Here is a 25,847-nt window from a genome sequence, read left to right as displayed (position 1 = left end):
AGCGCTCTGACCATGTCCGATCACGATATTTTGGGCCGATCAGTCCAAAATAGCAAAACACAACTTATGAAGGTCGGTTCAGCGGACGCTCGGCCGGAAGCGCCGAGCGTCGATCGGTGGAAACATCTAAGCGACGGGAAATGGGAGCGAACGTGACGCCGCTTCCCGTTTCAGGCCCGCGTTGTGTCGGCAGACCGACGATGGCCCGGTCTGAATTCTCGCAATAGACCCGTTCCGCTTTTCTCGGATTCACGGAGCGGGTCTCCGTTATTGTTTCGACGCGTTTCCGGACGGCCAACCGTGGCCTGGAAGCGCTCTAGCCGCCGGTTCACTGACGCCTTTAAGGTCAGCCCAAAACCGCCAACAGTCGCTCGACGACGTGGTCGATTTCCGCGTCGGTGAGATCCGGCCCCATCGGGAGGCTCAGGACCTCGTCCGCTAGCCGATCGGACACCGGCAGATCCTCCCGACCCGTAAGATAGGTCGCGAACGCAGGATGGCGGTGCAGGGGGATCCGGTAAAACAGGCCGGTCCCGATCCCCTCGGCGCTCAATTGCTCGCGCACGCGGTCGCGATTGGGCACGCGGACGGTGTAGAGCGCCCAGGCCGAGCGAGCCCAATCCGGACGGTGGGGAATGGTGACCCGGCCTTCCAGCGCGGCGTCGTAGCGAGCCGCCACTTCCTCTCGCCAGACAAGTTCGCCGGCGAACACGGAAAGCTTGGCCTGCAGGACGGCCGCCTGGATGGTGTCGAGCCGGCCGGTCATGCCCAACCGCAACGCCTCGTCGCCGTCGCCCTGACGGCCGTGGGTGCGGATCTGGCGGACGGCTTCGGCCAGCCGGCCGTCCTCCGTGAAGACGCCGCCGCCATCGCCGAACGCGCCGAGCGGCTTGGTCGGATAGAAGCTGGTGCACGAGATCGGTGCCAGCGCGCCGACGGAGCGGTCTCCCAGCTTGCCGCCGAAGCTTTGGGCCGCGTCGGCGATCACCTGTAAGCCGCGCGCCTCGGCGATCGCGGAGATCGCCGGATAGTCGGCCGGGAGGCCATAAAGATCGACGGGCATCACGGCAACGGGACGAAGCTTGCCCTCGGCCACAACACCGTCCAGCGCGTGCTCGAATGCCATCGGATCCATATTGAACGTGGCCGCGTCCACATCGACGAACACCGGGGAAGCCCCCACCGAGGCGACCACGCCGGCCGTCGCGGAGAAGGTGAACGCCGGCACGAACACCGCATCACCGGGCCCGGCTCCAACCGCCATCAGCGCCATGATCAACGCATCGCGGCCCGAGGAGACCGCAATACAGTGACGCGCATCGGCAAAGGCGGCGAGATCGCGCTCCAGCGCTTCCACCTCGGGTCCGAGGATAAACTGACCGTGGTCGAGAACATGCGCGATCCGGCCATCGATATCGGCCCGAAGCCGCGCCTGCTGGCGCTTCAGGTCAAACAGCGGAACCGACTGGATGGCGGGCGCCGCCGGCGCGAGTGCTTCACTGCTACGCAACAATCTTACCTCCTTTGCACAGTGCCCCGAATGGACACCGGCCAAACATCCCCTGCCCCGCTGCCGAACCGGTATCGCCCCGTTCGGCAGAGGCGGTTTCAGAGCACGGCGAGCGCAGGTTCGCCCCCGCCTTTCGATCCGTCCGGCGCTCGTGCGCCGATCCGATCCATCACGCCCTGGGCGATCTTCAACGCTTCGCGCCCGGCCCGTCCGTCCACCAGTGGGCGGGATCCGGTCCGAACACACTCGACGAAATGCGCGATCTCGTTGGCAAGACTGTCCTCTCGCGCGATCTCATGGCTGTCCGTCCGCGCCGCGTCCTGGCCGTGAGTCGCCACGTCGCCAACCCGTTCAAAGGTGGCAATGCGGGAATTGGCGAAATCACAGACGGTGTAACGATCGGCCTCGTAAACCTTGGTGACGCGCTCCACACCTTCCGCGATGCGATTGGCGGTCAGGGTCGCGACCAGCCCGTTCTCAAAGGAGAGCCGGGCGTTGGCGAAATCCGATGTAGCGTTGACCATCGAGAGGCCGATGGCCTCGATCTCCGCCACCGGGCTATCGGCAAAGCCCGCGACGATATCGATATCGTGGATCATCAGGTCGAGCACGACATCGACATCATTGGCGCGTTCGCGCATGGGCCCGGCGCGGACCACATCGATGAAACGCGGCGCCCGCACCTGTCCGGCAAGCGCCCGGTAGACGGCAGAGAAGCGCTCGATATGGCCGACCTGAAGCACCAGACCGCCGGCATCGGCCGTGGCGATCAAATCGTCGGCCTCCTCCAACGTCGAGGCGATCGGCTTTTCGATCAAGCAATGGATACCGGCTGCAAGAAGACGCTTCGCCGTTTCATGATGGAGCGCGGTCGGAACCGCGACCGAGACCAGATCGACGCGACCGATCAGATCGGCCGGATCGGTGAAGGCGGTCGCCCCATGTTCCTTGGCGAGCGCATGGGCGCGTGCCTCGTCGGCATCGACGATCGCAACGAGCTCGACATCAGGATTGAGGGCGTAGTGGCGTGCGTGAAATCGGCCGAAATAGCCGACACCCACCACGCCGGCGCGGAGCTGACTAGACATGCTGCGCTGCCTAACACAGCCCGTTGCCGACGGGGAGAGGCGGCGACAGACCCTCCGCCCCGATTTCGCCGCCTTTCCGCCACGATTGCTCAGGCAGCGTCGTAGTCGAGCACGACCTTGTCGGTGATGGGGTGCGACTGGCAGGTGAGCACAAACCCTGCCTCAAGCTCCCATGGCTCTAGCGAATAGTTCACATCCATGGTCACGGCGCCGTCCAAAACCTTGGCCCGGCAGGTGCAGCACATCCCGCCTTTGCAGGAATAAGGGAGGTCGAGTCCTGCCCGAATTGAGGCATCAATTATCGTTTCACCGTCTTGCACGGTGACCGAAGTGGCCGCGCCATCGAGAATGACCTCCGCTGTTCGGCCTCCAGTGATTGATTCGGCCGGCCGGCTGCGCACCGGCGGCCGGCGCGCGATCTCGCTACCGGCGGGCGTGAACAGCTCCACGTGCAGCTTCTCCTCCGGCACACCCAGATCGGCCAGAACCTTGCGGGCACCCTCGATCATCAGGCCGGGGCCGCAGACCAGGAAATGGTCCACGTCGGAGGCCGGCATCACATGGGTAAGGAAGGCCTTCACCTTCTCCGGGTCGAGACGGCCTGAGAGAATCGGCACGTCCTGGGTTTCGCCGGAAAGCACGTGGACAACGGACAGCCGATCGAGGAAGCGGTCCTTCAGGTCCTCGATCTCGTCCTTGAACAGGATGCTCTGGGCGGTGCGGTTGCCATAGAACAGGAAGAAATGGCTCTTCGGCTCGCGCGCCAGGATGGTCTTGATCTGCGCCATAATGGGCGTGATGCCGGAGCCGGCGGCAAGCGCCACATAGACTTTCTCCGCCTCCGGCTCGACCGGAACGACGAAGCGGCCCATCGGCGTCATGACGTCGAGCGGCGTGCCCGGCCCGAGCGTCTCGTTGGCAAAAGTGGAAAACAGCCCGCCGTCGACCTTCTTCACGGCCACCCGGATCTCGCCGTCGTCGACGCCAGAACAGATCGAGTAGGAGCGGCGCACCTCCTCGCCCTCGATGTCCGTCTTCAACGTCAGATACTGGCCGGGCTCGTAGTGGTAAGCGTCCTGAAGATCGGCCGGCACGTCGAAGGCGATCGACACAGCGTCCGGGGTTTCCCGGCGGATATCCTTGATGGTGAGGGTGTGAAAGCGCGGCGACATTCTCTGTCCTCCCTGCCCGGTCCGCTTTCCGGACGGGTTCTCGACTTTTCGCGACCGGCTACGGCCCTCCGGATGTGTCAGGCTTGTCCGGAAATTAGTGACACTTGAAGTAGTCGAACGGCTCGCCGCAGGAGCGGCAGCGCCACAGCGCCTTGCAGGCTGTCGACCCGAACTCGGCAAGCCGCTCGGTGTCGGCGGAGCCGCAATGCGGACAGTCCACCTCGTCCTGGCCGAACAGCGCGTGCCGGCCCGTCTGGCCGGAAGGCGGCGCGATGCCATACTCCTTCAACTTGGCGCGACCTTCCGTCGTCAGCCAGTCCGTCGTCCAAGCCGGCGACAGCACGGTGTTGATCTTCACATCCGTGAAGCCGGCATTCCTGAGCGCGACATCGACGGCGACGGCGATCATGTTCATTGCCGGACAGCCGGTGTAGGTCGGCGTGATGTCGGCCGTCACCGCGCCGCTCGCCTCGTCGACACGGATATCGCGCAGGACGCCGAGATCCTCGATCGTCAGCACCGGGATCTCCGGATCCGTGACGGTTGCAGCGGCCTTCCAGGCGCGCTGCTCCAGCACGCCCGGCTCGGCGACCGTGGCTTCGTTCACCATTTCCGCCTCCGCCTACCAGGTCGCGCCCGGATAGGCGCGCTGGAGATATTGCAGTTCGGAAAGCATATGGCCGAGATGCTCGGTGTGCCGGCCGCCGCGCCCGCCGGTCTGCATCCAGCCGTCGTCGGGACGGGTCAGCCCCGCCTCGGCGAACACCTGGTCGACGGTGCGTTCCCAGTCGCCGCGCACCGTCGCAGGGTCGACGGCGATGCCACGCTCGATCAGTGCCCGCTCGGTATCGTCCACCTCGAACAGCTCACCGGTGTACATCCACAGATCGGCCAGCGCCTCCTCGATCCGACGCCTACTCTCCTCCGTGCCGTCGCCAAGCCGGATCACCCATTCCGCCGAATGGCGAACGTGGTAGGCAGCCTCCTTCTCCGCCTTGGCCGCGATCGCCGCCAGGGTCTCGTCCTCGGAGGCCATTAGCGCCCGCCAATAGGGCAGCATGAACGCCGAATAGAAGAACTGCCGCAGGATGGTGACGGCGAAGTCGCCGTTCGGCTGCTCCACCAAGAGCACGTTCCGAAAGCCTTCGGCATCGCGCAGATAGGGAAAGGCGTCCTCGTCGTGGCCCTTGCCCTCGGCTTCGCCGGCATAGGCATAGAGCATGCGGGCCTGGCCGATCAGGTCGAGCGCCACATTCGTCAACGAGATGTCCTCTTCGATCATCGGCGCATGCCCGCACCATTCCGAGATGCGGTGGCCGAGCACCAGCGCGTTGTCAGCAAGGCGGAGCGTGTAGAGGACGAGCGGCGAAGCGTCGTCGATATGAAGCGTGGTCATCGGATCCCTCTTTCGGCTGCTTCCTCCCCGTCCGGCCATCTTGTTGTCGCACCGGACGGACGCCGCTTACATGTTCCCGACTTCCTCGGGGATCTCGTAGAAGGTCGGGTGGCGATAGATCTTGGAGCCGGTCGGCTCGAACAGCATGCCCTTCTCGTCCGGGTCCGAGGCGATGATCTCCGCCGACGGCACCACCCAGATGGAAAGCCCTTCGCCGCGGCGCGTGTAAACGTCGCGGGCGGCCTGCAACGCCATCTCTGCATCTGCGGCATGAACGGAGCCGACATGGCGGTGAGCCATGCCGTTGCGCGAGCGGATGAACACTTCCCAGAGCGGGATCTTCTTCTCAGTCATGATACACGTCTCCCGTCTGTCCGCATCGAAGGCGGACCGGTCGTTCAGAAAGGGAAATCAACAAACTTGCCGTGCGGTCGGCTCAGGCCGCCTGCTTCTCGCCTGCCGCGGCCGCGGCCTTTCGGGCCTTGCGCTTTTCCGCGTGCGCAACCGCCGCTTCCCGCACCCAGGCGCCGTTATCGTGGGCTGCCCGACGCTGCTTGATGCGGTCGCGGTTGCAGGGGCCGTTTCCGGCGACCACCTGCTGAAACTCGGTCCAGTCGATCTCGCCGATCTCCCAGTGCCCGGTTTCCTCGTTGAATTTTAGATCCGGGTCCGGGAATTCCAGACCGAGATAGTGACCCTGAGGCACGGTCGCATCGATGAACTTCTGGCGCAGGTCGTCGTTGGAGAAACGCTTGATCTTCCAGGCCATCGACTTGCCGGAATGGACCGACTCCCCGTCCGGCGGACCGAACATCATCAAGGACGGCCACCACCAGCGGTTCAGCGCGTCCTGAGCCATCTCCTTCTGCTCCGGCGTGCCCTTAGCGAGCGCCAGCATCAGCTCGTAGCCCTGGCGCTGATGGAAGCTCTCTTCCTTGCAGATCCGGATCATCGCCCGGGCATAGGGCCCGTAGGAGCAGCGGCAGAGCGGGATCTGGTTCATGATCGCCGCACCGTCCACAAGCCAGCCGATGGCGCCAATGTCCGCCCAGGTCAGCGTCGGATAGTTAAAGATGGAGGAATATTTCGCCTTGCCGGAATGAAGCTCGTCGACCAGCTCCTCGCGGCTTTTCCCGAGGGTTTCGGCGGCGGCATAGAGATAGAGGCCGTGCCCGCCCTCGTCCTGCACCTTGGCGAGCAGCGCGGCCTTGCGACGCAGCGTTGGCGCACGGGTGATCCAGTTGCCTTCCGGCAGCATGCCGACGATCTCGGAGTGGGCGTGCTGAGCGATCTGTCGGGTCAGCGTCTTGCGATAGCCCTCCGGCATCCAGTCGTTTGGCTCGATGCGGGTCTCCTCATCGATCCGTGCCTGGAAGCGGCCTTCGCGCTCGTCATCCGCACCGGACTCAATGTCGAGGTTGTTCAGCGCCTGCGTGTACATGACCAACACCTCCCCTGACCGTCCCGCCCTCGACGTCTGGATCTCCGAGGGGTCAAAAGGTCGATTTCAGAATTCTTGTCTAGAACGCTTATATGTGACGAAAAGTTCAATCGTCAATCTATTTTCTGTAACGTTTTAGCGCGAACCAAGCGCCGACGGAGATCGAGAGATCGCCCCGCCGGCTCCCATGTCGGCACATCAAATTGACCCCAAACGGTTTTGGCGCCTCGCTTCAGGCGTATTGCGCCAAGCCGTAACCAAACGACCAATTCACCTTGTCCACCTCGACCAGGCTTACGAAGACGTCTTCCGGCCTGAGACCCGGCTTTTCGACCAGAAGATCCGTGATGCGGCGGAACAGCGCTTTCTTCTGATCGCTCGTGCGGGTGTTGCTCACGGTCAGTTGGATGAACACGAGATCGTCGCTACGGGCGACGTCGAAATAGGTCGCGCCATAGCGAAAATTGGACGCCTCGTGCTCCGTGATCGTCATGAACTGGTCGTCCTCCGGTACATTGAACGTTGCCCGCAACGCATCGTAGACGCCGTCGAAGATCGCCTGCCGGTAGGCGTCGGGTTTCCCGGTCTGCATGTGGATGTGGACAAGCGGCATGGGAAAGTCCTTTCCGAGTTGATGGACCTTAACCCTAGCGGTCACCTATCCATTTTGATATGAGATCAAAATGTATTTCAATAATTGTAAATTCAAATGATAGAACGTCCTCTCGATCTCGACACCGTCCAGGCATTCGTCCGGGTGGCGGAATACGGTAGCTTCACCCGCGCGGCCGACGCACTCCAGACCACGCAATCGGCGATCAGCCTGAAGCTGAAACGGCTGGAAGACCGGCTTGGATGCCGACTTGTCGAGCGAACCCCGCGCCATGTGGAGCTGTCGGCGCGCGGGGCCGTCTTCCTGGAACACGCACGCGAGCTGCTAAAGGCCCATGACCGCGCCTGCGCATCGCTCACCAACGTGCGTCAACGGCTCGTGCTCGCCATCAGCGACCATGTCGCTGGACCTGACCTTCCCGCGCTGATTGCGCGCATGAATGCGCAGGACCCTCAGCTTCTGATCGAGATCCGGATCGGATCCTCGGGCGAGCTGCTGCAACGCTTCGACCGCCGCGAGTTCGATGCCGTGCTGGTGCGCGAACACGCCGGACGCAGCGACGGCGAAGTCCTTGCCCACGAACCCTTCGGCTGGTTCGCCGCGCCGAATTGGCAGCATCGGCAGGGGGAGTCGCTGCCGGTGGCCACCATGCCGGAACCTTGCGGCGTGCGGATCATGGCGGGGACACTCCTCGATCAATCCGGCGTGCCGTGGATCGAGGCGTTCGTGGGCGGCGGTGTCGCGACCGTTTCAGCAGCCGTCATGGCGGGATTGGGCGTGGCCGCTCTGGCGCGGCGCATGCTGCCGCTTGGCGCCATCGACGTCGGGTCTCGGCTCGGCCTTCCCGAACTGCCGCAGATGCCGATCATTTTGCATTCGCGAGTGACGGACGAACGGCCCCGCAACGCGCTTCGTGCGCTCTCGTCCGCATTTCGGCATGCGGCGAAAGGATAGGCGGCCACGAAAGCCACGAGCCTCCGGCGTCCCTCAGTCCCTCAGGTCCTGAAACCGCCGATAGAAGGATGCATCCGGCTGCGGCAACGCGCCGGCCGAGCATTCGCCGTGCGCATCGAGCCAGCGCTCCGAGCCCTCCACCAGCCGATGATAGATCGCTGCCGCAAGCGCCCGCGCGCCATGGCCCGGCCAGCCTTGCGGAAGCAGGTCATCAGGCAACAGCGGGTCGCGCAAGACGACTCGGCGATATTCGTGGACCAGCAGGATGCGGGCGACGAGCCGGTCGCGATCGGAAAGCGGCACGTCGCTGGCGAGAGCGGCGTCAAGGCCTGCGAAGGCGGCGATGAACCGGCGATAGCCGTCCGCCACGTCGTTAAGTTGGAACGCCTCGCCGGCAAGCACCGCCGCATCAGCGGCACTGCCGGCCGCATCCAGCCAAACGATACCGGAATAGTCGGCCGTGTTGCCGGAGAAGAGATCGCCTGCCGCCGTGGTCGGCGCCAGGAACACCGTCGCGGCGAGCTGGCCGAACCCCTGCCCCTTCAACAGCTCGCGCTGGGCGGCTCGGATTTCGCCCGAGGCCGTCAGCACCGCGATCCGCCAGTCGCCCTCCCAGTCGGGCGGTGCGGCGAAATAGATCCGCCTCGTAGCGTCCGCGAAGGCCTGACGACCGCCGTCGGAGAGCCGGTAGTAGCTCTTGCGGCCAACCTTGGTGCGCTCCAACCAGCCTTCGCTCGCCAGCCGCGACATCGCGGTGCGTACCAGTCGCTCATCGATTCCGATCGCACCGAGGAGACTGGTCAACGTGCCGAGCCACAACTCCCCGCCCCGCGGTACCACGGCGTCGCCATAGATGGTCACGATCAGCGACCAGGCGCGGATCGGCGAGCGGGCATGAAATGCCTCGATCAACGGGGAAATTGCATCGGTGCTGTCGTTGGCGGTCATCACCGCGGTCTATAAGCTCGCCGACACGCCCCACGCAACGTCGGCCAGCGACGGCGACGGGGGAGGAGACGGATCGGACGACTTGTTTTGACGCGCTTCCCGACGGCCAACCGATTTCCCCTTGGCTTGGAAGTGCCTGAGGAGCGAACAGCAACGCGATGATCGTGACCTGCGGCGAGGCGGTGGTGGATTTCCTGCCGGAGACGGACAGCGACGGCCATCCGCTCTATCGCCCCATCCTCGGCGGCTCACTCTACAATGTTGCGCTGGGCCTCGGCCGCCTTGGTGTGCCGTCAGCCTATTATTGGGAGCTATCGACCGACCCGTTCGGCGACTGGCTCGCCGCTGAGCTTGCCAATGCAGGCGTGGAACTCGCTCACCTCACCCGCGGCGTTCGCCCCAGCACACTCGCCTTCGTCGATCTCTCGGGCCCCGAGCCGCACTACCAGATCATCGATGCCGGCCAAACCATGAGCACCCTCGATCCGGCCTCCCTGGGCGGACTACCGGCCGGCGCGCGCCTGTTCCACACCGGCTCGGCCATTCTGTCGTTGGAGCCCGGCGGCACGGCAATCGAGCGCTTCGTCCATGAGGTCTCCAAAACGGTACCGGTCTCGCTGGACTTCAACGTGCGCCCACCGAGCATCGCGGATCTCGACGCCTATCGGGCGCGCCTGGAGCGCCTGGTTGCATCGGCCACCATCGTCAAGGCGAGCGCGGCGGACCTTGCCATTCTGGAACCGGAAACGGCGCCGGAGACAATCCTTTCGCGCTGGCGGTCGGCCGGTGTGCCGCTCGCCATCGTCACACTTGCGGAAAAGGGGGTAATGCTCGCCACCCGCGACCAGATGGTCCAACGCCCGGCACGGCCCGTCGCACTAAAGGACCCCGTTGGCGCCGGCGACGCCTTCATGACCGGGCTGTTGGCCAGGCTATCGGAATTCGACGCCCTCGATACCAACGCCCTCAGCGCCTTGTCTGCGGAACACCTGAACGACGCGCTCGACCTGGCGCTGGATCTGGCGGCCTATGTCTGCCGCCGTCCCGGCGCCGTGTTTCCCTGGCGCCGGGATCTGGAAGCCGAACGGCTCGACCTCAACTCACCCCTTCTCCCGTAGAAGACGGGCCTTCTCGCGGTTCCAGCTCCGCTCTTTTTCCGTCTCGCGCTTGTCGTGGGTCTTCTTGCCGCGCGCCAGTCCAATCAGCACCTTGGCGATTCCGCGCTTGTTGAAATAGACCCGGAGCGGAACGAGGGTCATGCCCTCCTTGTCGACCGAACCGGCCAACCTCGCGATCTCCTTTTTGTGCATCAAGAGCTTTCGCGGTCGCCGCGTCTCGTGATTGAAACGGTTCGCCTGGAGATATTCCGGGATATAGGCATTGTAGAGATAGAGTTCGCCACCGTGCTCCGCCGCGTAAGCATCGGCGATATTGCTGCGGCCTTGGCGCAACGACTTCACCTCCGTGCCGAAAAGCTGGATTCCGGCTTCGAAGGTATCGAGGATCTCGTAGTTGAAGCGAGCTTTGCGGTTCTCCGCCACTGGCCGCGTGGTCGGGTCCTGCCCCTTCTTCTTGGTATTCATGGCGAAACACTCCTTGCCGGGGGCACGAGACGCGCCCCGGGCGATGTCGTTGCGGTCAGGAACTTAAGCCCGTTCAGACGATCCCGGCGTGCGCCATGGCGCTTTCGATGGCCGAGGCCGTCGCCTTGGCGACCGGCACCAGCGGCAACCGCACCTCGTTGGGACACCGGCCGAGGACCGAAAGAGCGTATTTGGCCCCGGTCGGGTTCGGTTCAAGGAACAAGGCCTGATGCAACGGCATCAGCGCGTCCTGAAGTTCGAGGGCCCGAGCATAATCTCCCGTCACGCACGCCGTCTGGAAGTCGGAGCAGAGCTTCGGCGCGACGTTCGCCGTCACCGAGATGCAGCCGCGTCCGCCATGAGCGTTGAAGCCCAGCGCGGTCGCATCCTCGCCGGAGAGCTGGATGAACTCCTTGCCCACCACGGCACGCTGCTGGCTCGCGCGCACCATGCTGGCAGTGGCATCTTTCACGCCGACAATGTTGCGGCCATCCTTGAACAGCCGGGCCATCGTCTCCGGCGTCATGTCGATCACCGAGCGACCGGGAATGTTGTAGATGAAGATCGGAATGCCGACCTTCCGGTCGATCGCCATGAAGTGCTGATAGAGCCCTTCCTGGTTCGGCTTGTTGTAGTAGGGCGTCACGACCAGCAGCGCATCCGCGCCCGACTCTTCCGCATGGCGCGCAAGCTCGATCGCCTCGGCGGTGTTGTTGGAGCCGGCGCCGGCGATCACCGGCACGCGGCCGGCATTCGCCTCGATGCAGAGATCGACCACCCGCTTGTGCTCGGCGTGGGTCAGGGTCGGCGATTCGCCGGTCGTTCCCACCGGCACCAGGCCGTGGGTTCCTTCCGCGATCTGCCACTCGACGAGATTCTGAAACGCTTTCTCGTCGACGGCTCCGTCCCGGACCGGCGTTACGAGCGCGACAATAGAGCCTTGAAACATAATTGCACCCTTCGGTGTCGTTGTCCGGCGCAAATCGCACCGCGACGTATTGGGACGGAGACCGGCCGTCTGGCCGGCCGCGGCGGAGAATAGTCGCGCCATTGCAACCTCACAAGCGCGTGTCTTGCCGTGGAGATACCCAATCTTCACCTCCCGCCCCATATGTTGAGGACAACCAGTTTCGGGGACCAGCGTCCCAGTCGGGTTCGAACGGATAGGCGCGGCATGCAGCACACCCACACCTTGCGCATTTCGCTCGCGGCGGCGATGGCGGCAATCGGCGGCTCGACGGCCACGGCGCAGACTGGCGTCCTCCCGGTCGCCGAAGAGCGGATCATCGTGCTTGCCAACGTTCTTCCCCAGCCCAACCCGGTTAGAACAGACGACGCGCCGACCCCGACCACACAGTCATCCGAAAGCGACAGGCCGATCGTGGTGGCGGATGCGCCGGTGCCACGGGCGCGCCCGTTCCGATCGACACAGACTGGTGCGGCCGTTGCCAGCGCACCGGTAACGGCCCCCGCGGCATCATCCGTGACGCCGGCGGCTCCGCCCCCGGCGAATCTCGGGATCGGCGCGAGCGGCGCCGCCATGCCGACAACGCAGGCGAGCCCGTCCTTTGCCGACTATGGCCGCCGCTCCGGCGACTTGAAGGATGCGCTCGACGCGCTTCGGCGTGACGACTACGAGACCACCTTCGCGCTCCGCAACAATTTGAGCGATCCCCTCGATCGCAAGATCGTTGACTGGGCGCTGTCGCGCTCCGGCTCCCCGAAGGTGAGCTCGGCGATGATCACCGCATTCGCGGCTTCCGCCCCCGGCTGGCCGGATCCGCAAGAAACGCGGGCAGCCGCCGAAGAGGCGCTCTATCGGGAAAGCCCACCCGCTCGCGACGTTGTGCAGGCGTTCTCGTCGGCAGCCCCTGTTTCCGTCGACGGCTCGATTCTCTATGCGCGCGCGCTGGTGGCCACCGGCAATCGCAGCCGAGCGGCCGACGCAATCCGCTCGGTGTGGGTCGACCGGTCCATGGAGACCAGCCAGCAGCAACAGATCCTGAAGGAGTTCGGCAGCCTGCTGCGGTCCCAGGACCACATGCAGCGCGCAGAGACCATGCTCTATCGCGACCGCGTCAGCGACGCCGAGCGGCTGAAACCCTATGTCTCGGGCGCGGATCAGGCCTATATCGACGCGCGCGCGGCCGTCGTGCACAACGCTGGCGACGCGCCGGCCAAGATTGCCCGCGTGCCTGCGGCGGCGCGCAATCGCCCAGGCTACCTGTTCGCGCAAATCGCCTACAACCGCCGCCAGGAAAACTACCGCGAAGCGGCCGCCCTGCTGCAGAAGGCGCCGCGCAACGCCCGGGATCTGGTCGATCCCGACGAGTGGTGGGTGGAACGGCGCATCGTCTCGCGCGGCCTGATCGAGGAAGGCGATCCGCGGCTTGCCTACCAGATCGCCGCCGCCCACTCCGCCGAATCGCCGCGCCACGAGGCGGAAGCGGAGTTCCACGCCGGCTGGTACGCGCTTCGCTATCTGAACGATCCCGGACGCGCCCAGAAGCACTTCCAGCGTATCGAAGACCTCGGAACCACGCCGATCACCCTATCGCGGGCCTATTACTGGCAGGGACGCGCCGCGGAGGCGGCCGGCAATTCCGGCCGGGCACGATCCGACTATCGCAACGCCGCGCGCTACGGCATGACCTACTATGGCCAGCTTGCGCGCGAAAAACTGGGCCAGCGCAGCGCCGGCGTTGGGCGTCCGGCCGGTGCCGGCACCACCGACACTGCCGCCTTTACCCGCAACGAGCTGGTGATGGCGATCAATCGGCTGGTGGCCGCCGGTCACGGCTATCGTACCTGGCCGCTGTTCGATCACCTGTCGGAAACGTTGCCGAGCCCGGGGCAGATCGCGCTGCTGGCCGAGCTCGCCGACCGCGCCGGACTGCCCCATTTCGCGCTTCTGGTCGCCAAGGAAGGACAGAATCGCGGTCTGGCGGTGAACGGACTCGCTTTCCCGATCGAAGGTATTCCGCCCTCGACGCGGATGCCCGCCGGTCTCGACCGTGCCGTCGTCTACGCCATTGCGCGCCAGGAAAGCACCTTTAATCCCGGCGCTATCAGCCCGGCCGGCGCACGCGGCCTGCTGCAGCTTATGCCGGGCACCGCGCGCGCCACCGCGCGCAACCTCGGACTCGCCTATCAGCAGGCACGGCTGACCAGCGATGCCTCCTACAACGCCACCCTCGGCGCGGCCCATCTGAAGGAGCTGATTGACGAGTTCAACGGCTCCTATGTCCTGACCTTTGCCGCCTACAATGCCGGACGCAGCCGAGCGTACGAATGGATCCAACGTTTTGGCGATCCGCGCGACCCCAATGTCGACGCCATCGACTGGGTCGAATCGATCCCGTTCACCGAGACCCGGAACTACGTCCAGCGCGTGATGGAAAACATGCAGGTCTACCGCGAACGTCTCGGCTCCGGCCAACTGACCATCAGCGAGGATCTGAGCCGAGGCACACCCGGCTGATCACCATTCGTTGAGAGCGCAATCGCCGTTGAATTCAGCACGCATTTCCGCCACCAGTGTGGGCGGCGACAGATCTTTCCGAAATGAGGGGCAAAGCATGGCGGCCGACACTGCGGAGGAACGATGGACCCCGCTCACCTGGTCGGGCGCGGATGCCATCCCGCTTTTTGGCCGTGACTATCGCCCGGCGAAAGCTGCCGGGACACCGGTCGTCTGCCTTCCCGGCGTGACCCGCAACAGCCGGGATTTCGAGGCGCTGGCCCGCTATCTGAGCCAGATCGCGCCAAAGACGCGCCGTGTCGTTGCGGTCGACTTCCGTGGTCGGGGCCGGTCCGGCTATGCACCGTGGGAAACCTACACTCCGGCGACGGAACTCGACGACGTCCTGCGCGGCCTCGATGCCGCCGGGATCGACAAGGCGGCCCTCGTGGGCACCTCTCGCGGCGGCATGGTCGCCATGGCCATGGCCGCGCGCGCGCCGGAGCGTATCTCTGCCGTTGTTCTGAACGACATTGGCCCCCGCATTTCCCGCGAAGGCTTGCAGCGCATCTCCGGCTATGTCGGCTCGGAAAGCCCGGTAACCTGGGATGATGCGATCGCAGAGCTAAAACGCACCCAGGGTGCCGCCTTTCCCGACCTCGACGATGGCGAGTGGATGCGGCTTGCGCGCCAGATTTTTCGCGAAGAGGACGGTCGTCCGATCTACGACTACGACCCGGCGCTAAAAGAAGCGTTCGAAGCCTTTAGCCCCGACGCTCCGCTGCCGGACCTCTGGCCCGCCTTTTATGCGCTTACGAAGATCCCGACCTTGGTGATTCGCGGCGCGATCTCAGACATTCTGTCGACCGCGACCCTTGAAGCGATGCGCCAAGCCCATCCCCGCCTTGCGACCGTGCTCATCTCCGACCAGGGACATGCGCCGCTGCTGTGGGACCGTCCCACGAAGGAGCGGATCGGCGAGTTTCTCGACGCTACCGACGAAGGCCGCTGGCCGCCACGCCTCGCCGATTAACACGCCTCCAGACGACGAACCAATTTAGACATCGCCCAGGAACGCTCAAATCGCCTGGTGCAGCCGGGCTCAGGACTCTGTCGCCGGCTGGACCACCGAATCTGTCACGACCTGGTAGCCATCGGGCGCGGCGATCGCTCCGCCCCCCGTCAGTGCATCATAGGCCTGGGAATCTTTCGCGGTACCGCTAATGCGGACCGCCGTCGCGTCCACGGAAACCGTTCCCGTCGCCAACAGTTCGGCCGCGCTCACCGCAGCTTCCGCCGCAAGCCGGAAATCCTGCGGCGCGCCGCTCGCCGCTGCAAGCTGGCTCACGTCCACGTTGTCGCCGAAGGTGGCCCGGAGCGATGCCGAAATATTGGCGACCGCTGCGGAATTGGGCAGCGACCCGGACGCCTGCGCGCCGTCAGCGGCAACCGTCACCGTAAATTCGTAGGGTTTGGCGACAGGAAGCACCTCGGTGCGATCGATCACACCGGCCACACCAGGGATCGACGCAATCGTGCGGACCGCTTTCGACCGCTCGTCCTCCGAGGCCGTGCCTCCGACGATTTCGACCCGGCGGCCTTCCACCTTGGTTTCGACCCAGCCGATCCCCTCGTCAACCAGACGATCAGCGACCCGAGCCGCAAGCTCCGCATCGGTCTCGGCCTTGTTTCCCACGGACCCGACGATCAGGAGGATCACGATCGTCACAACTGCCGCGCTTATCCAACGAAACATGCGGTCAACTCCCCAACCTCGTCGCTGCCGGAATACGAGCGGGACACTAGAGCATTTTCAAAGACCAGGGAATTGTCATGCGCATCCCGGGCGCGGCGAATTGCTCTTCGCCGCACAAAAAAGAGCCCGGCGGTTTCCCGCCGGGCTCCCTTCGAAAGATCCGGAGATCTGTCGAATTAGAAGGTGCGCTGAACGCGGAAGGCAGCGCCCCAGATCGAACCGTCGTCCACACCCGAGCCGGAGTCGGCGTCGACGTAACGGTAGTCAACTTCCGTACCGATCAGGAGACCGGAGACCGGCGTCCAGGTGATGTTGCCCTGCACGTCGATGTTCTGGAAGTCGTTCACGTCGTAGTAGCCGTCCTCGTAGCTGAGGTAACCAGCCTGGATCGCGGCGCCGACGGTCGGGGTGAAGGAGAAGCCGAGGCCACCCGACACGCTCCAAGCGGTCGACAGATCGAGATCACCCGAAACCGGGTTGAACGAGGCATCGCCGGCGAACAGCGGAACGGAGACGCTGCTCGAAGCGTAGGCGACGGCACCCTGGGTGTAAGCACCCGACAGGTTGGCCGTGGCGCCAGCAGCGAACGGCAGGTTGAACTTCACACCACCGTTGATGGCCCAACCAACTTCGCTACCCGGCGTCGAGGCAGCCGGATTGTAGCCCGGCCAAACCTGGTGCAGAGCACCCGACAGCTGAGCGGAACCCCAACCCTGGTCGATGCGAAGGTTCGCAACCAGATCCGGGTACTTCGTGCCGCCGTAACCGTAGCCGTAACCCACGATGTCGGTGCGACGCTCGTCCGCGCTCTCAAGCGAGATCGAGGAGGAGAAGCCGTTGCCGAACGCGAAGGTGTAAGCAGCCATCAGCTGACGCTGATCGGACACCTGCGGGGTGAGGTACCAGGCCCAGGTCGGGTAGACGACGAAGTCGTAGAAGGACTGCGTCTTACCGAAGGTGAACCCGCCGAACTGGATGAAGGAGTTCCAGAGCGAAAGGTTGGTGCCGCCCGGGGAATCCGTGGTCACCCACACTTCGTTGTAGGCACGCAGCAGGCCGAACTCGGTGTTGGTGCGCGAGTCCATGTACAGGTAACCGCGGGCGCGGAACTGCGTCGAGTCATAGTCGCGCCAGTGCGTGACATACTCGCTATCGAAGTAGCGGTATTCAGCACGGACCCGGCCACGAACCGAAAGGCAGGTGTCGGTGCCCGGGATGTAGTAGTAGCCCGCGCCGAACGCGTCGCAGACGCGGACATAGTCGATCGGCTCGGGAGCGACCGGCAGGTCCGCGGCCTGGGCCCCGGTCACTGCCAGCACGCCGGCAGCCGACCCGAGGAGAAGGCTCTTCATGTTCATGTCCTGACCTCCAAGCTTGTCAGATAAGAGACTGACCAATTTGACCCAAAGACTGAGGCCGTTGGTTTCAATCGGCCCTTCTCTGATCGGACCCGAGGTATCGGCGCCAAAACCATTTTGGTTCTTCATCGACACTCGAGTCGCTCCCGGTCGTTGACCGGTTGCAGGGTGACCATATCGATTAGCCCTGCCGGTTCAATCGCCGCGATGCGTTCATAGCCGTCCAAGCGCCTTATTTGGAAAGGGCTGTTGCAAGGACGACACAATTTGGGGTTCCACCCGGCCCTTTTACCCCTGCGTGCACCCCTATCGTCCTTAACAACCGGTGAAAATTCGGCCCTGGCCGAAGCCGGCGAACCGGCTGCGGGAATCACACACCGGTCGGTTGATCCGTTTTTGAGCCCAGTCGGCCGCGCTGCAGCGGCGATTCGACAGGGCATTTGGGCGCTGGACGACGTGGACGAATCGAAACGGCCCGACGCTGGAGCGTCGGGCCGTCGCGAAAGTCGCCTTGGAGGCGGAGAGCGGTATGCGGGGGGAAAAGCGGTTTGCGCCGTTCCCCGATCCTGCGCTTGCTCCGTTTAGAAGGTGCGCTGGGCGCGGAATTCCGCCGACCACACGCTGCCGTCGTCGAGACCGGCAACCGACTCGTTGTCGATATATTTGTAGTCCGTCTCGACGCCGAAGAGCAGGCCCTTCACCGGGGTCCAGGTGATGTTGCCCTGCAGGTCGTAGTTCTTGAAGTCGCCGCCGAAGCTCGCGTCGTTCTGGTAGTCCAGATAACCGGCCTGGATGTTGGCGCCGACGGTCGGCGTGAAGTCGAAGCCGAAGCCGCCCGAAACCGACCAGGCCGACGACAGCTCGAGATCGCCGGAGGCGTCGAGCGCAGCATCGTACACGCCGCCACCATTGGTGCCGAACGGACCGTAGATGTCTGAGCCGGCATAGGAGGTGGCACCGCGTGTGTAGGTGCCCGTCAGGTTGACGCTCGCACCGGCGGCAAAGGGCAGGTTGAAGACGACGCCGGCACCGACGGCGTAGCCAAGCTCGCTCTCCGGGGTGTAGCTGGCGTCATAGGCTGGCCAGACCTGGTGCAAGGCACCCATGATCTGCGCGGAGCCCCAGCCCTGGTCGATACGGATGTTGGCGACCAGATCGGGATATTTGGCACCGCCGTAGCTGTAGCCGTCGATGCCCATGCGGCGCTCGGCGGCCGCTTCCAGCGACAGCGTTGAGGAGAAGCCGTTGCCAAAGGCAAGCGTGTAGGCGCCGACCGGAAGCTTCTCGTCCGACACGCCCGGCTTCCAGGCGAAGGCGAAGGTGGAGTACTCGACGAAGTCGTAGAAGGACTGCGTCTTACCGAAGGTGAACCCGCCGAACTGGACGAACGAGTGCTCCAGCGTGACACCGGTCGAGCCCGGGCTGTTGGTCGTCACGTAGATTTCGTTGTAGGCGCGCAGCAGGCCGAACTCGGTGTTGGTGCGGGCGTCCATGTAGAGATAGCCGCGGGCCCGCATCATGGACGAGTTGTAGTCGCGCCAGTGATCGGAGAACTCGCTGTCATAGTAGCGATACTCGGCACGAACCCGGCCGCGAACGGACAGGCAGGTGTCGGTGCCGGGGATGTAATAGAAGCCCGCGCCGAACGCGTCGCAGACGCGGACATAGTCGATCGGCTCCGGGGCGATCGGCAGGTCGGCCGCCTGAGCCGTACCGGCCACGAGGACGCCGGCAGCGGCGCCGAACAGGAATTTGGTGATGGTCATCTTGTGCACTCCACTAGGCCGGATTTTCCGACCGATGCTGCCGCCGGCCGAAGCGCCGGCACATGCGTTTACGAGCCGCGTCCAACAGTGGTGCTCACCGCCGTCGGATCGTCTGCGGAGGCAATAACTCAGACTCGGTCCTGAGCAGAAGACGAAAGACGAAAATCAGAATATCTAACCGAGAATCGTGGTAAATCGGCAACGATTTTAGATAATTTACTTAACCTACAAGTGATCCAACATACACCTTGTTTCATGCCGGATTTATGACACTCGGTCGAAGCCACCAAAATCTCGGGGGATTCTTGTTTAGGTGGCAATCCGGCAAGGATAGGATCGTCGCGACGCTGAGCCGCGCCTTGCTTTCCGCTGGCTCCAGATGAACCGTTGCGCCGTCGGAAACGCACTGTTGCGCCAACCAAGAGCAAGTCCCTGGACAAACGAAAAACCCGCGCCGGTTCGAGCCGGCGCGGGGGAAAGCGTGTGATCCGATTGTTGGAAGTTCGTCCGCCGTTAATTGAACTGGCGCTGGGCGCGGAAGTAGCCCACGTAGGCGTCGCCGCTTTCGGCCCCGGGAGCATCGGGATCGACATTGCGATATTCGAGCCCCAGACCAAGGTAGAAGCCCGGCATGGACGGCGGCGCCCAGGTCAGGTTGCCCTGCACGTCGATATTGGAGAAGCCGTAGTCGCTGTTGAGCTGATCCTCGATGGAGGAGTAGCCGGCCTGAAGCGCGAACTGGAACTCCGGCGTGATGTCGGTGATGAAGCCGCCGGACACCGACCAGGTGACGGCATTCTCCAGCTCGCCGGTGGCCGGATCGTAGGTCGCGTCGAAGGTGGAAACCACCGCGCCGGTCGATGGCACATAGTAGCCGGTGGTGTCATTCGACGCGTACTGGGTCGCGCCTTGGGCGTAGGTGCCGGTCAGATTGAAGACCGTGTTCCGACCGAACGGAGCATTGATTTGCACGCCCGCACCGACGGCGAAACCAAGCGTTCCGTCTGGTGTCGCGCCGAGAGCGTTGTAGCCCGGCCAGACCTGATGCAGCGCGCCCATGAGCTGGGCCGAGCCCCACCCCTGGTCGACGCGCATGTTGGCGACCAGGTCGGGATATTTGGTGCCGCCATAGTCCGGTCCATAGCCGGCGATCGAGGAGCGCCGCGTGTCGGAGCTTTCCAACGAGACAGTAGAGGAAAGGCCGTTGCCGAAGGCAAAGGTGTAGGCGCCGAAATTGGTCTTCTGGTCGGAGAGCTGCGGCGTGAAGATCGACGCATAGGTTGGATAGTTCGCGAAGTCGTAGAAGGACTGACCACGACCGGCGGTCAATCCGCCGAACTGGACGAAACCGTGCTCTAAGGTGAGGACCGATCCGCCGGGGCTGTCGTCCGTCACATAGATCTCGGTGTAGGTTCTCAGCAGACCGAACTCCGTGCCGGTCCGCGAGTCGGTGTAGAGGTAGCCACGCGCCCGGAACTGGCTGGTATCGAAGTCGCGGGCATGCGCGGCAGCTCCGGTCGCCATCCGGAAGCCGCGATCGTAGTTGAAGCCGCGATACTCGATCCGAACTCGACCGTAAATGCTCAGGCACGTGTCGGTGCCGGGAATATAGTAGAAGGCGTCGCCGTAGGCGTTACAGACCCGAACATAGTTCACTGGCTCGGGGGCGACCGGAAGATCAGCAGCCTCGGCGGCGGCGCTCGCCCCCAGACCTGCCACGACAGCGAATACGGCGCTGGTTTTCGTTACGTCCATTATCAACCCCCAACTTGAACCCGGCATTCTGACGACAGAAACCGCCTACGGCCCCTTTCCAGGAATAAACAGCGCCCACCCCGGCGCCATTTGTCTGCTTTTATGAATAGCGCGGCCGAAAGCGCTCCGCTTTCGCGTTTTGCACGATTGGTAGGATCGGATCGGGGCTGTTGCGTCATAGCAACAACGCTCCGTTCTCGCCGCTCCGCGATTCGCTGTCGTTCAATTATATTTTGCAGCTACTTGGCGGTTTGCCCGGATGCTGGACCGCGACCGCTTTCGCGCCCCCGGAATTTTCACGGTCAAGCCAAATAGCTCGGCGTAGCCAAATACTGCGGTTGGTTCCCAGGGCGTCCGGTACCGTCCTCCGGCGCCGCCGGATGGAGAGACGGAATGCGAAAGGCCCGGCACGCAGCATCCTGCGTACCGGGCCTGTCAGATTTCGCGAGAACAGCCGGAAGGCCGGAACCCGGCCTTCCCTTTCGTTCTAAGTTTAGAACGTCCGCTCGGCGCGGAAGTAGCCGGCGTAAGCGTCGCCGTTTCCGGCCCCGTCCTCGTGCGGATCGACATAACGATATTCGAGGCCGACACCCATCTGGAAGCCGTCGATGTTCCCCGGCGAGTAGGTCAGATCGCCCTGAACGTCGATGTTGGAGAAACCGTTACGGCTGTCGACTTCGTCTTCCAGATTGAAGTAGCCGCCCTGCAGCGCGAAGCCGAATTCCGGGGTGATCTGGGTGCCGACACCACCGGAGACCGACCAGGCATTGGCCATCTCGATGTCACCGGTGGAGGGGTTGTAGGTGGCGTCATAGGCTTCCACCACGAACCCGCGCGGCGAATAGAACCCGCTGGTGTCGGTCGAGGCGTAGTCGGTCGCGCCCTTAGCGTAGGTACCCGTGACGTTCATGGTCGTGTTGACGCCGAACGGCAGGTTGAAGACCACGCCACCACCGACGGCGAAGCCGACCTTGCTGGAGGCGGTGCCTTCCGCGCGGTAACCCGGCCAGACCTGGTGCAAGGCACCCATGATCTGCGCGGAGCCCCAGCCCTGATCGACGCGCATGTTGGCGACCAGATCGGGATACTTGGTGCCGCCGTAGCCCACGCCCTGCTGCTCGGTGATCCAGACCTGCCCGCCGTTGGAATCGTAGCCACCGGAGAAATAGCTGACAGTCGTGGAGTACGGGCCGCCGATCTCGGTGCGCCGAGCCGCTGCGTCTTCGACCGAGAGCGAGGTCGAGAAGCCGTTGCCGAAGGCGAAGGTGTAGGCGGCCAGATTGGTCTTCTGGTCGGAGAGCTGCGGCGTGAACACCGAAGCGTAGGTCGCGTAGTTGGTGAAGTCGTAGAACGACTGGCCGCGACCGAAGGTGAAGCCGCCGAACTGGATGTAGGCGTCGTCCAGCGTCACGTCGATCGGATCGTTGTCGTCCGCCGTGAAGTAGACGTTCATGTAGGTGCGCAGCAGACCGAACTCGGTGTTGGTGCGGGAGTCCATATAGAGATAGCCACGAGCCCGGAACTGACTCGAATTGAAGTCGCGGTCCTGGGTCGCGAAGCCGTTTCCTTCGCGGAACGCCTGATCGTAGGCGAACACGCGATATTCAGCGCGCACACGTCCCGACATGCTGAGGCACGTGTCCGTGCCCGGAATGTAGTAGTAGCCCGCCCCGTACGCATCGCAGACGCGCACATAGTCGATCGGCTCGGGAGCCGCAGCGAGCGGAATGTCGGCGGCACGGGCGCCGGTCGCACACACGACCGTCGTTGCCACGCCGAACAGGATGGCATTGGTCTTCATCGTCAATCTCCAAGCTCGTCGTTGCAGACAGTGGTTTCCGCTGCCAGATCGATCGCTTGGCGCCTCAATTTGTTGTTGGGCTCATTCGCCCGGCGTGCCGTTTTGCCGCCGACCGATCGAACACATGAGCCATGTCCCGTTTCTCGCGCCGGTATGGTTAACGAAGTCTAACCAAGCCCCCGGTGAAGGCTCTCAAACCCGTAAAAATCCTGTTTAGGTTCGTTAACGATGCCTTGCTGTTGCGCTGAAGACACAACGCGGGCGGCGGCTGTCGTTCTGCGGGCCGGCGAGTACTCAGGTCGCTTCCCACCGGACGGAAGACGTCCTTAAGATCGCAACCGTCGACACGGACGTCGGCGCGAACAGACCGGATAACGCAGGCCCCGATCCCCCTGGGCCGGAGGAGACCGCATGCTCGACGACCCCCATGCGCGCATCGAAACCAAGCGCGACGATCTCGTCGACCTGACCTGCGCGCTGGTCGCGATCCCCACGGTCAACCCGCCGGGCGACGCCTATCGCCCGTGTGCGGAACTTCTCGGCGAGCGCCTGCGCCGACGCGGCTTCGAGATTTCCTATTTTCGCGCGGAGGGCAGCCCCGGCGACAGCGACCGGTTTCCGCGCGTGAACGTGATTGCCCGCCGCGAAGGCACGCGGCCGGGCCCGTGCGTCCACTTCAACTCCCATATCGACGTGGTCGCCGCCGGCCATGGCTGGACGACCAACCCGTTCGTGCCCGTGGTGCGCGACGGACGGGTCTACGGGCGCGGCACCTGCGACATGAAAGGCGGGCTCGCCGCCTCGGTGATTGCGGTGGAGGCGCTGATCGAGACGATCCCGGACCTGCCCGGCACGATCGAGATCTCCGGCACCGTCGACGAGGAGTCCGGCGGCTTCGGCGGCGTGGCCCATCTTGCCCGGCTCGGCCTGTTCTCACGGCCCCGCGTCGACCACGTCATCATTCCCGAACCCCTCAACAAGGATCGGATCTGCCTCGGTCATCGCGGGGTCTGGTGGGCGGAGATCGAAACGGAGGGGCGAATCGCCCACGGCTCGATGCCCTTCCTCGGCGATTGCGCGGTCCGGCACATGGGCGCCGTGCTCGCCGCCTTCGAGGCGGAGCTGTTCCCGGCCCTTTCCCAGCGGCGCACGGAGATGCCGATCGCGCCGGAAGGCGCACGCCGCTCCACCCTCAACATCAACGCGCTGCACGGCGGCCTGGACGAGACTTATGAAGGCCTCCCGAGCGCCTGCGTTCCCGATTCCTGCCGGATGGTGATCGACCGGCGCTTCCTGATCGAAGAGCCGATCGACGAGGTGAAGGCGGAGATCGTCGGCCTGCTGGACCGGCTGGCCCAGACCCGACCGGAATTCCGCTACAAGATCCGCAACCTGTTCGAGGCTCTGCCGACCATGACGGACCGGGACGCGCCCGTGGTGCGGCGGGTGGCGGACGCGATCCGCGCCGTGCTCGGCCGCGATCCCGACTACGTGATCTCGCCTGGCACCTACGACCAGAAACATATCGCCCGCATCGGCCACCTGCACGACTGCATTGCCTACGGGCCCGGCATTCTCGACCTCGCCCACCAGCCCGACGAGTTCGTGGTCATCGAGGACATGGTCGATTCGGCGAAGGTGATGGCGATGGCCGCACATGGCCTGTTGACGGCAACAGGCGGATAGCGACGATAGGCGCGTCCGGCACGGGAGCGATCGCCGGACGCTGGGCGTCTTTTGGGGAGGAAGAGCTGTGATGGACCGACATTTGCGTGCCCTGGTCTTGGGCGCGGCGCTCGCCACCGGTCTTGTCGGATCGGCAGTCGCCGCGAAGACGACCGCCACCATCGGCATGCGGCTGGAGCCGCCTCATCTCGACCCGACGGCAGGGGCTGCAGCGGCAATCGACGAAATCGTCTACCAGAACATCTTCGAAGGCCTCACTCAGATCGACGAGAGCGGGCAGGTTCAGCCGGACCTCGCAGAGAGCTGGACCATCTCCGAAGACGGGCTGACCTACACCTTCAAGCTCCGGGACGGCGTGACCTTTCACGACGGCACCAGCTTCGACGCCGAGGATGTGAAATTCTCTTTCGAGCGCGCCAAGGCGGAGGATTCCACCAACGCGCAGAAGCGGATCTTCGAGCCGATCGAGAGCATTACCGCGGTCGATCCAACCACGGTCGAGATCAAACTATCGCGGCCGGCTGGTAGCTTCCTGTTCGATCTGGGCTGGGGCGACGCCGTCATCGTGGCGCCGGAAAGCGCAGACACCAACAAGACCGATCCGGTCGGCACCGGTGCCTTCAAATTCGACCGTTGGGTGAAGGGCGACCGGGTGGAGATTTCAAGCTTCGACGACTATTGGGGAACGTCGGCGAAACTGACCGGCGCCACGTTCAAGTTCATCGGCGATCCGGCAGCCGCGTTGGCGGCTGTCCTTGCCGGCGATGTCGACGCCTTCCCGAACTTCCCGGCCACGGAAAACTTGCCGCAACTCGAAGCCGATCCGCGCTTCGACGTCGTGGTCGGCACCACCGAAGGCGAAACCATCCTTGCCCTCAACAACAAGCGCCCGCCCTTCGACAACAAGAAGGTGCGCCAGGCCATCAGCCACGCCATCGACCGCCAGGCCGTGATCGACGGAGCTATGTTCGGCTACGGCACGCCGATCGGTTCCCACTTCGCGCCCCACAACCCCGCCTATGTCGATCTAACCGGCCTCTACGCCTACGATCCGGCCAAGGCGAAGGCATTGCTTGACGAAGCGGGCGACGGCGACGGCTTCAAGGCGACGCTGAAGCTCCCGCCGACGACCTATGCCCGCCGCTCCGGCGAAATCATCGCCTCCGAACTCGGCAAGATCGGTATCGAAGTCGAGATTATCCCGGTGGAATGGGCACAATGGCTTGAGGAAGTGTTCCGTGGCGGCGATTTCGACATGACGATCGTTTCCCACACCGAACCGCTCGACATCGATATCTACGCCCGCGACGACTACTATTTCGGCTACGACAATCCCGAGTTCGATGCGATCATCGAAAAGCTGCAGTCGGAGGCCGATACCGATGCGCGCAACGCGCTCTACGAGCAGGCCCAGCGCATGATCGCGGAAGATGCCGTCAACGCGTTCCTGTTCCAGCTTCCGAAGGCCGGCGTTTGGGACAAAAACCTGAAAGGACTATGGGCGAACGCGCCGATCCAGGCCAACGACCTCACCGACGCCTCCTGGCAACAGTGAGCCGG

Annotated in this window: 22 protein-coding genes; 6 read left to right on the top strand and 16 right to left on the bottom strand. The window is 64.1% G+C overall.

The genetic code is table 11. From position 1 onward, the window contains the following. Positions 1-346 precede the first annotated feature (346 nt). The 8 genes from HNS03_RS08920 to HNS03_RS08885 form a co-directional block, all read right to left on the bottom strand. Positions 347-1,510 carry a DegT/DnrJ/EryC1/StrS family aminotransferase gene (locus HNS03_RS08920; protein WP_367194641.1) on the bottom strand — a complete coding sequence of 388 codons (1,164 nt, stop codon included), beginning with the start codon at positions 1,508-1,510 and terminating at the stop codon, positions 347-349. A gap of 98 nt (positions 1,511-1,608) precedes the next feature. Continuing rightward, the gene (locus tag HNS03_RS08915; protein ID WP_367194639.1) at positions 1,609-2,598 is read right to left on the bottom strand and encodes a Gfo/Idh/MocA family oxidoreductase; all 990 of its coding nucleotides are present in this window, start codon (positions 2,596-2,598) and stop codon (positions 1,609-1,611) included. 89 nt (positions 2,599-2,687) lie between these two features. Continuing rightward, entirely contained in the window at positions 2,688-3,770 is a 1,083-nt protein-coding gene (gene paaE / locus HNS03_RS08910; protein WP_367194638.1) for a 1,2-phenylacetyl-CoA epoxidase subunit PaaE, read from the bottom strand. 94 nt (positions 3,771-3,864) lie between these two features. Beyond that, complete coding sequence (gene paaD / locus HNS03_RS08905; RefSeq protein WP_367194636.1) at positions 3,865-4,380, bottom strand: 1,2-phenylacetyl-CoA epoxidase subunit PaaD; 516 nt, start codon at positions 4,378-4,380, stop codon at positions 3,865-3,867. Positions 4,381-4,392: 12 nt separating this feature from the next. Beyond that, positions 4,393-5,166, bottom strand: a complete 774-nt coding sequence (paaC, locus tag HNS03_RS08900) for a 1,2-phenylacetyl-CoA epoxidase subunit PaaC (RefSeq protein ID WP_367194635.1) — start codon at positions 5,164-5,166, stop codon at positions 4,393-4,395. A 66-nt stretch (positions 5,167-5,232) separates the two neighbouring features. After that, the gene (gene paaB, locus HNS03_RS08895; protein ID WP_367194634.1) at positions 5,233-5,520 is read right to left on the bottom strand and encodes a 1,2-phenylacetyl-CoA epoxidase subunit PaaB; all 288 of its coding nucleotides are present in this window, start codon (positions 5,518-5,520) and stop codon (positions 5,233-5,235) included. A gap of 82 nt (positions 5,521-5,602) precedes the next feature. Next, positions 5,603-6,607 carry a 1,2-phenylacetyl-CoA epoxidase subunit PaaA gene (gene paaA, locus HNS03_RS08890; RefSeq protein WP_367194632.1) on the bottom strand — a complete coding sequence of 335 codons (1,005 nt, stop codon included), beginning with the start codon at positions 6,605-6,607 and terminating at the stop codon, positions 5,603-5,605. Positions 6,608-6,839: 232 nt separating this feature from the next. After that, complete coding sequence (locus tag HNS03_RS08885) at positions 6,840-7,220, bottom strand: tautomerase family protein (RefSeq protein WP_367194631.1); 381 nt, start codon at positions 7,218-7,220, stop codon at positions 6,840-6,842. Between the two features lie 96 nt (positions 7,221-7,316). Between HNS03_RS08885 and HNS03_RS08880 the strand changes: the two genes are divergently transcribed. Beyond that, entirely contained in the window at positions 7,317-8,174 is an 858-nt protein-coding gene (locus HNS03_RS08880) for a LysR family transcriptional regulator (RefSeq protein WP_367194629.1), read from the top strand. A gap of 33 nt (positions 8,175-8,207) precedes the next feature. Here HNS03_RS08880 and paaX read toward each other — a convergent pair whose 3' ends face one another. Further along, complete coding sequence (paaX, locus tag HNS03_RS08875; protein WP_367194627.1) at positions 8,208-9,122, bottom strand: phenylacetic acid degradation operon negative regulatory protein PaaX; 915 nt, start codon at positions 9,120-9,122, stop codon at positions 8,208-8,210. Between the two features lie 158 nt (positions 9,123-9,280). Here paaX and HNS03_RS08870 point away from each other — a divergent pair, with 158 nt between their 5' ends. Then, entirely contained in the window at positions 9,281-10,240 is a 960-nt protein-coding gene (locus HNS03_RS08870; protein ID WP_367194626.1) for a carbohydrate kinase, read from the top strand. On the opposite strand, the gene smpB is transcribed toward HNS03_RS08870, so the two are convergent. Together smpB and dapA are read right to left on the bottom strand one after the other, a co-directional pair. Further along, complete coding sequence (gene smpB, locus HNS03_RS08865) at positions 10,223-10,705, bottom strand: SsrA-binding protein SmpB (RefSeq protein ID WP_367194624.1); 483 nt, start codon at positions 10,703-10,705, stop codon at positions 10,223-10,225. The two genes, HNS03_RS08870 and smpB, sit on opposite strands and share 18 nt — an antisense overlap. 73 nt (positions 10,706-10,778) lie before the next feature. Continuing rightward, positions 10,779-11,654: a 4-hydroxy-tetrahydrodipicolinate synthase gene (gene dapA, locus HNS03_RS08860; RefSeq protein WP_367194622.1), complete on the bottom strand. Its 876-nt coding sequence runs from the start codon at positions 11,652-11,654 to the stop codon at positions 10,779-10,781. Positions 11,655-11,879: 225 nt separating this feature from the next. On the opposite strand from dapA, the gene HNS03_RS08855 reads away from it, so the two are divergent. Next, a complete protein-coding gene (locus HNS03_RS08855; RefSeq protein ID WP_367194620.1) occupies positions 11,880-14,186 on the top strand; it encodes a transglycosylase SLT domain-containing protein in 2,307 nt (768 codons plus the stop codon). 97 nt (positions 14,187-14,283) lie between these two features. Next, on the top strand, positions 14,284-15,198 hold the full coding sequence (locus HNS03_RS08850) for an alpha/beta fold hydrolase (protein WP_367194619.1): 915 nt from the start codon (positions 14,284-14,286) through the stop codon (positions 15,196-15,198). A 69-nt stretch (positions 15,199-15,267) separates the two neighbouring features. Here the strand turns inward: HNS03_RS08850 and HNS03_RS08845 are convergent, their stop codons facing one another. From HNS03_RS08845 to HNS03_RS08825, 5 genes are all read right to left on the bottom strand, one after another. Beyond that, entirely contained in the window at positions 15,268-15,921 is a 654-nt protein-coding gene (locus HNS03_RS08845) for a BON domain-containing protein (RefSeq protein ID WP_367194618.1), read from the bottom strand. Positions 15,922-16,097: 176 nt separating this feature from the next. Then, positions 16,098-17,273 (bottom strand): porin, encoded by a 1,176-nt coding sequence (locus HNS03_RS08840; RefSeq protein WP_367194616.1) that lies wholly within the window; start codon positions 17,271-17,273, stop codon positions 16,098-16,100. Between the two features lie 587 nt (positions 17,274-17,860). Then, a complete protein-coding gene (locus HNS03_RS08835; protein ID WP_367194614.1) occupies positions 17,861-19,045 on the bottom strand; it encodes a porin in 1,185 nt (394 codons plus the stop codon). Between the two features lie 513 nt (positions 19,046-19,558). Then, positions 19,559-20,800, bottom strand: coding sequence for a porin (locus HNS03_RS08830; RefSeq protein WP_367194612.1), 1,242 nt, complete (start codon positions 20,798-20,800; stop codon positions 19,559-19,561). A 493-nt stretch (positions 20,801-21,293) separates the two neighbouring features. Further along, complete coding sequence (locus HNS03_RS08825) at positions 21,294-22,601, bottom strand: porin (RefSeq protein ID WP_367194611.1); 1,308 nt, start codon at positions 22,599-22,601, stop codon at positions 21,294-21,296. 411 nt (positions 22,602-23,012) lie between these two features. Here HNS03_RS08825 and HNS03_RS08820 point away from each other — a divergent pair, with 411 nt between their 5' ends. Beyond that, positions 23,013-24,287 carry an acetylornithine deacetylase/succinyl-diaminopimelate desuccinylase family protein gene (locus tag HNS03_RS08820; RefSeq protein ID WP_367194609.1) on the top strand — a complete coding sequence of 425 codons (1,275 nt, stop codon included), beginning with the start codon at positions 23,013-23,015 and terminating at the stop codon, positions 24,285-24,287. Between the two features lie 70 nt (positions 24,288-24,357). Further along, positions 24,358-25,842 (top strand): ABC transporter substrate-binding protein, encoded by a 1,485-nt coding sequence (locus HNS03_RS08815; RefSeq protein ID WP_367194607.1) that lies wholly within the window; start codon positions 24,358-24,360, stop codon positions 25,840-25,842. Positions 25,843-25,847: the final 5 nt, after the last annotated feature.

The organism is Amorphus sp. 3PC139-8 (assembly GCF_040750475.1).
GTDB lineage: Bacteria > Pseudomonadota > Alphaproteobacteria > Rhizobiales > Amorphaceae > Amorphus.
Note: the sequence above shows the minus strand (reverse complement) of the source record. Positions and strands in the feature narration are given on the sequence as shown.